Raw genomic sequence first — 7107 nt, forward strand, 5'->3', positions numbered from 1 at the left:
GGCCGCCTCCGCTTCCTTCGCGGCCTTGCGCGCCGCGGCCTCGGCCTCGGCCGCCTCGGGCGTGATCAGCGCGACGTACGGCCCGAACCGGCCGTTGCGCACCTCGACGGTGCCGCCGGTCGCCGGATCGGTGCCGAGCACGCGCGGCCCGCCGGAATGGTTCTCGATCAGGTCGTGCGCGACCTCGACGGTCAGCTCGTCGGGTGCGAGCGTGTCGGGCAGGGAGGCGCGCTTCGGATTGCCTTCGTCGTCGAGATGCTCCATGTCCTCGAGATACGGGCCGTAGCGGCCGACGCGCACGTGCAGGCCGTCGCCGATCTCGATGGTGTTGATGGCGCGCGCGTCGATCTCGCCGAGCTGCGCGACCTGCTGCTGCAGGCCCTCATGCGCCTCGTCGGCGCTCTGCGCGGCGCCCTCGCCGGAGCCGAAGTAGAAGCGGGTGAGCCAGTCGCGGCCGGTCTCGCGCCCGTGCGCGATCTGGTCGAGGCCGTTCTCCATCTCCGCGGTGAACTGGTAGTCGACGAGCTTGGGGAACTTCGTCTCCAGCAGCTTGGTCACGGCGAACGCCAACCAGGAGGGGATGAGCGCGCGGCCGCGCTCGTACACGTAGCCGCGGTCGATGATCGTGGAGATGATCGACGCGTAGGTGGACGGGCGGCCGATCTCCTTGGCCTCCAGCGTCTTGACGAGCGAGGCTTCGGTATAGCGTGCCGGCGGCTGGGTCTCGTGGCCGTCCGCGTGCACGTCGGAGGCGGCGAGCGTCTGCCCTTCGCGCATCGGCGGCAGGGACGCGTTCTCGTCCTTACCCTTGCCGTCCTTGCCGTCCGCGGAGGCCTTGCCGTCGGCACCGGCCTTCGCGCCCGAGGCACCCGTACCGGAGGCCGCGTGACGCCCCTCCCCCGTCGCCTTCATGAAGCCGGGGAATTCGATCACGGTGCCGGACGCCTGGAACAGCGCGTCCCCGGCCACGCCGGCATCGTCGACGCCGGCGGGCGCGGAGAGCTTCACCGTGGCGGTGGAACCGGTCGCGTCGGCCATCTGCGAGGCGAGCGTGCGCTGCCAGATGAGCCGGTACAGCTTCAGCTGGTCGCCGGGCACCTTGCCCACGAGCTCGTCCGGGTCGCGGAACCTCGCGCCGGCCGGGCGGATGCATTCATGCGCCTCCTGCGCGCCGGCGGTCTTCGTCGCGTACTGCTTCGGCGCGTCGGAGAGGAACCTCGAACCGAAATGGTATTCGACCGCATCGCGCGCGGCGGCGATTGCCTCCTGCGAGAGCGTCACCGAATCGGTTCGCATATACGTGATGTAGCCGTTCTCGTACAGGCCCTGCGCGGCGCGCATCGTGGCGCGCGAGCTCATGCCGAGACGGTTGCCGGCGGTCTGCTGCAGCGTGGACGTCGTGAACGGCGGCAACGGGCGGCGGCGGTACGGCTTCGTCTCCATCGAGACGACGGTGAACGGCGCGTCCTTCAGGCGTTCGGCGAGCGCGCGCGCCGCCGTCTCGTCGAGCTGGCGCACGTTGCCGGCGAAGCCTTCCGGCGTGAGCCTGCCGTCCGCGCCGAAGTCCTTCGACGTGGCGAGACGTTTGCCGCCGAGCGCGACCATGCGCGCGTCGAACGCCGCCGTCTCGCCGGACGCGTCCGGCGCGGCGAGCGTCGCCGTCAGATCCCAGTAGGGCGCGCGGACGAACGCCATGCGCTCGCGCTCGCGCTCGACGATGAGGCGCGTCGCGACGGACTGCACGCGGCCGGCGGACAGTCCCGGCCCGACCTTGCGCCACAGCACGGGCGACAGTTCGTAGCCGTAGAGGCGATCGAGGATGCGTCGCGTCTCCTGCGCGTCGACCATGTCGGCGTCGACGTCGCGGGTCTGGTCGAGCGACTTCTTGATCGCGTTCTTGGTGATCTCGTGGAACACCATGCGCTTGACCGGCACCTTGGGCTTCAACGTTTCGACCAGATGCCACGCGATGGCCTCGCCTTCGCGGTCCTCATCGGTGGCGAGGTAGAGTTCGCTCGCGTTCTTCAACGCGGATTTCAGTTCGGAGACGGTGCGCTTCTTGTCGCCGTCGACGATGTAGTAGGGCTTGAACCCGTCGTTCACGTCGACGCCGAACTTGCCGTATTTCGCCTTGTCGGCGGCGGGCACCTGGCTGGGCTGGGCGAGGTCGCGGATGTGTCCCACCGACGCCATCACCGTGTAGCCGTCACCCAGGTATCCGCCGATCTTGCGGGCCTTGGTGGGAGACTCCACGATCACCAGCTTGGTGCCGTTCGCGGTGCGTGCTGCCATGACCTCTCCTTCACCTCTCCGTTATCATTCGTCACTGCTTGTTCGTCACTGCCGTCGCGGCGTCCGTGCGCGATGCCGACGCCGTACGGTGCCGTCGTGCTGTCATCATACTCACCAACGGTGGCCATCCGTGTGTCCGACGCCGACCGGACCGGCCGGGCGGCGCGCGGCGGCCGGCTCAGCGCCGCTTCGGCGGGGCCGGCGGCGCGCCGACGAGGCCGAGTCGCGTCAACGGCGCGGCGATGAGCTGGCGCATCGCGAGCAGGAAGCCGGAGACGAGCGCCGTCGCGCCGCAGATCAGGATGATCGCGGCGGCGACCGCGCTGGAACGCGCCCATTCCGCGCTCATCAGCAGGCCGGGCACGACCTGCCAGACCACGTACGCGCCGTACAGGCAGGCGAACGCGCCGCCGGTGATCGCGATCGAGCCGACGATCTGCACGCCGGCGGAGGAACGGCGTTTGCCGGTCGCGTCCATGCCGGACGCGCGCGTGAACGCGAGCACAATCAGTGCGATGCCGGCGACCAACAGCACGGACATGAGCGCGTCGGACGGGCGATGCCACTGGCCGTTCACGACGGACAACGCGACGAACATGGTCCACAGCGCACCGACGATCGCGGCGAGGAAACGCCATCCGCGGGAGACGGCGAACAGCAGGGCGACCGCGGCGGCGGCGCCGAGGATCGTGTGGCCGCTGGGCGCGGAATTGGCGGCGGCAATCTGCGTGTGAATGATGAACGGGCGCGGCAGCACGTCCTTGAGGAACGACGCGCCGAAGCACAGCAGGCCGAACGCGACGAGCTGGCCGAGCAGCCACCAGCGTTTGCGCACGATCGTGACGACGGCGGCGACGGCGGCGAGCAGGATGGAGCCGACGAGCACGGCCACGTGCGAGCCGGCGGCGAGGAGTCCCGCGAACCAGCCGGGCACGCTGTCGGCGAAGTAGACCTCGACCATGTCGTCGAACGACTGGCCGGTCTCCGTATGCACGCCGAGCCAGTAGACGCCCATCGCGGCGGCGACGAGCAGCAGGCCGAACACGACGCACAGCACGCGGCTCGACGTGCGCGGGCGGCGGGCGAGCGCATCGTCGTCGGCGCGGCGACGGTCCGCGGCGAAGGCCGCGTCGTCGCCGACGGCGCGCAGGTCGACGCGCGCCGCGCCGGGCGCGACGGTCGGACCGTGGTCGACGGCGGTGCCGGAGATGTCGAGACCGTCCTGCGTGTCGGACACGGAGACGTCGGCGACGTCGGACAGGGTACTAAACGCGGATGCCCGGTCGTCGGGGGACGCGGCGGAGGGGACGCCGGTCGCCAACGCGGACAACGCGGGCGACGGGGCCGGGACGCCGGACACGAACGGGGCGGACGGGCCGGCCGGACCAATCGGGCCGCCGGACGGGGATTGTGCGCCGGCCGCGGGCCGCGCGCCGGTCGGGTCCGGCGGGGCGGGCAGATCGTCCAACGGTTCGAAATCGCGCAACAGGTTCACGGGCGCATGCGGATCACGGATTCGCGGGCTCTCGGGGGTCGTGGGTCGCTGTTCGTCACTCATGCCACCCACACTAGCCCACACACGGAGAAAACGGACCTCCGCGCCCCACACCTCATGCGCCCCGCTCCATCCCGCGCCCACATCTCATGCGCCCCTTCAGGGGGAGCTGGCGCGCGAAGCGCGACTGAGGGGGTATCCGACGAACTATCCGACGAGCCCCCTCAGTCCGCCTATGGCGGACAGCTCCCCCACTTCGTGGGGGCGCGAAGAAAAGGATGGAGCGAGCTGAACGCGACGGCGTCATCGCCGGCGGATGGGAACAAGTATGGAAAAACCTCCACACACCCGTCAGAGGCCGCTTACCCTTGCTGCATTCCTGCCCTGGGGGGTTTGGGCGACATAACGCCGTGCGGAGGCTCAGACCACTATACACCATCCCCGGACGAACGCACGGACACACGAACGGACCGGCCGGAGAGCGAGACCGGAACCATCCCGACGGACCATCCCGGCGACTTGTGAGGATTCCAAGGATAAACCCGTGTGGAGAACGGTCACACCAGGACTTCCACCCCGCTTGTTCAGGGCGTGTGGCTACGGTGGTGCTCATGGTCTCACATTCTCGTAACGGCAAAGGACGTGTGCGCGGGCACGTCAGGAGCACGGCGGAACGCAAGCCCGCCGCCCGTCATTACCGGGGCGGCAATCATCGTGTCAAGGGCGGCAAAGGCCCGAAACTCAAGGGACGCAGCAGGCATCTCGTATTGAAATGGATCCTCGGGCTCATCGCGCTGGGACTCGCGGCGGGCATCGGCCTGTTCACCTACCTGTACGTCTCCACGCCGATTCCCTCGCCGGAGAAGATCGCGCTGGCGGAGAACACGACCGTCTACTTCAACGACGGCACCACGGAGATGGGCACGTTCTCCGAGCAGAACCGCGACATCATCGACTGCGCCGTGCTGCCCGACTACGTGGGCAACGCGGTCGTCGCGTCGGAGAACCGCACGTTCTACACGGACAAGGGCATCGATCTGCGCGGCATCGGACGCGCGCTCGTCAACAACGTGACCAAGGGGACGCGCCAGGGCGGCTCGACCATCACCCAGCAGTACGCGGAACGCTACTATCTGGGCGAAACCACGTCGTACACCGGCAAGGTGCGCGAGGCGATCCTCGCGCTGAAGATCGCGCAGACGCAGGACAAAAGCAAGGTTCTGTGCAACTATCTGAACACCATCTACCTGGGCCGCGGCGCATACGGCATCCAGGCGGCGGCGAAGGCCTACTACAACAAGGACGCGAAGGACCTGACGCTCTCCGAGGCGGCCACGCTGGCCGGCATCATCCCCGCCCCCTCCACGTGGGACCCGGTCGACAACCCGAAGATGGCGAAGCAGCGGTTCAACCGCGTCATCTCGATCATGCGCGAGGACGGCTACATCACCGCGAAGGAGGCGAAGGACGCGGCCATGCCGCAGACCGTGCAGACCAGCACCGACGACGTATATAAAGGTCCAAACGGCTATCTGCTGCAGATGGTGAGGGACGAGCTGGAAAGCCGCAAGGCATTCACCAAGGACGAGCTCGACACGGGCGGCTACAAGATCGTCACCACAATCGACAAATCCAAGCAGGACCTCATGCAGCAGGTCGTCAGCCCCTCGAAGAACGGCATGCAGGGCACCGTGCCCGACGGCATGCAGTTCGGCGCGATGAGCGCGAACCCGAAGGACGGCTCGATCATCGCCCTGTACGCGGGCGACGACTACCTCGCCAAACAGCTCAACAACGCCACCCAGGCCCAATACGAGGTCGGCTCCACGATGAAGCCGTTCGCGCTGCTCGCCACCGTGCAGGCGGGCGTCAGCCTCGACACCACGTTCAACGGCAACTCGTACCGCACGTTCCCGGGCATCAGCAACACGGTGAGCAACTTCGCCAACGAGAACTACGGCTACATCAACCTGTACAAGGCCACCGCCTACTCGTCGAACACCGTCTACATGGATCTGCAGACCAAGCTCGGCGCGAAGAAGATCGCGCAGACGGCGCGCACGGCCGGCGTCTCGAACACATCGCTCGACGGCTCCGAACCGTTCACCGTGCTCGGCAACAACGCGCTGAGCGTCGAGGACATGACCAACGCCTACGCGACCCTCGCCAACGAGGGCAAGAAGGCGACCCTGCACATCGTCGCCAGCGTGCAGAACAGCAAGGGTAAGGACCTCTACCAGGCACCCACCGGCACCGAACAGGTGTTCACCGCGAACGACACGGACCTCGTCACCAAGGCGCTCACCGGCGTCGTCCAGTACGGCACCGCCACCGAGGCGCGGCAGACCGGACACACCATCGCCGGCAAGTCCGGCACGTCGAACAACTCGTACGCGGCGAGCTTCATCGGCTACACGCCGTCCGTCGTCTCCACGTTCGCCATGTGGTACCCGGACGCGAACGGCAACCCGCAGGAGATCCCTTCGTTCGGCCAGTGGACCGGCGGCTCCGACTACCCGGTGCACCTGTTCACCGAATACATGACGCAGGCGCTCGCCGGCACCACGAACGAGACGTTCCCCACCGCGAAGGACGGCGGCAAGATCGGCGGCTCCGACGGCACGTGGGGCACCGGCTCCCGGTCCACGTCGAAGCGCTACTCGTACGGATACTCCTACGGTTCCGGCGAATCCGGTTCGACCGGCACCGGCGAATCCGGTTCCAGCGGTTCCGCGGGCGCCGGCACGGGCGGCGGCACCGGCACGGGCACGGGTTCGGGTTCCGGCGAGAGTTCCGGTGATTCCGGTTCCAGCGGGTCCGGCTCCGGCACGAGCTCCGGTGATTCCGGCAACAGCGGCGGAAGCACGTCCGGCGGCGAATCCGGCGGCAGCGACACCGGTGGCGGCGAATCCGGCGGCAGCTCGGACAACGGCGGCACCGGCGGCACCTCCGGCGAGTGACGCCCCGCGCCCTCCCCTGAAGAGGACGCCGCCCCTCCTGCTCCCCCTTTCAGGGGGAGCTGTCGGCCAAAGGCCGACTGAGGGGGTACATAATGGCCCCCTCTGACGAGGGGGCTGTCCGCGGTAGCGGACTGGGGGAGAGATACCGGGAACTGTCACGTTCCAGCTATCTCTCCCCCAGTCTCACTACGTTCGACAGCCCCCTCGTCATGAACTGCGCCCCGATTGCTGGACGTGGTTTATTAAGGGTACCTGATCAGGCTGTGGGGGACATGTTCCGGAATTCCTCCGGGGTGTGTCCCCCGAGTCGTTTCTGGCGTCGTTTGGTGTTCCAGTGGACGATGTACGCGTCCAGCCCGG

Annotated in this window: 3 protein-coding genes, 1 other RNA gene and 1 pseudogene; 1 reads left to right on the top strand and 4 read right to left on the bottom strand. The window is 68.1% G+C overall.

The window, feature by feature from the left end:
• From topA to ffs, 3 genes and pseudogenes are all read right to left on the bottom strand, one after another.
• A pseudogene (gene topA, locus AC1AYP_RS10315) lies at positions 1-2292 on the bottom strand (type I DNA topoisomerase); the annotation flags it as partial.
• Positions 2293-2470: 178 nt separating this feature from the next.
• The gene (locus tag AC1AYP_RS10320) at positions 2471-3850 is read right to left on the bottom strand and encodes a phosphatase PAP2 family protein (RefSeq protein ID WP_476547806.1); all 1380 of its coding nucleotides are present in this window, start codon (positions 3848-3850) and stop codon (positions 2471-2473) included.
• A 265-nt stretch (positions 3851-4115) separates the two neighbouring features.
• Positions 4116-4212, bottom strand: an RNA gene (gene ffs / locus AC1AYP_RS10325) — signal recognition particle sRNA small type.
• A gap of 186 nt (positions 4213-4398) precedes the next feature.
• Here ffs and AC1AYP_RS10330 point away from each other — a divergent pair.
• Positions 4399-6747, top strand: coding sequence for a transglycosylase domain-containing protein (locus tag AC1AYP_RS10330; RefSeq protein ID WP_476547807.1), 2349 nt, complete (start codon positions 4399-4401; stop codon positions 6745-6747).
• A gap of 256 nt (positions 6748-7003) precedes the next feature.
• Here AC1AYP_RS10330 and AC1AYP_RS10335 read toward each other — a convergent pair.
• Positions 7004-7107 (bottom strand): IS3 family transposase (locus tag AC1AYP_RS10335; RefSeq protein ID WP_476547207.1); only part of this gene is annotated, 104 nt, incomplete at its 5' end.

Source organism: Bifidobacterium sp. LH_424 (genome assembly GCF_056356895.1).

Excerpts from the sequence above, each read along its gene's own strand:
- AC1AYP_RS10320 (WP_476547806.1), bottom strand. The coding sequence starts at position 3,850 with ATGAGTGACGAACAGCGACCCACGACCCCCGAGAGCCCGCGAATCCGT.
- AC1AYP_RS10330 (WP_476547807.1), top strand. The coding sequence starts at position 4,399 with ATGGTCTCACATTCTCGTAACGGCAAAGGACGTGTGCGCGGGCACGTC.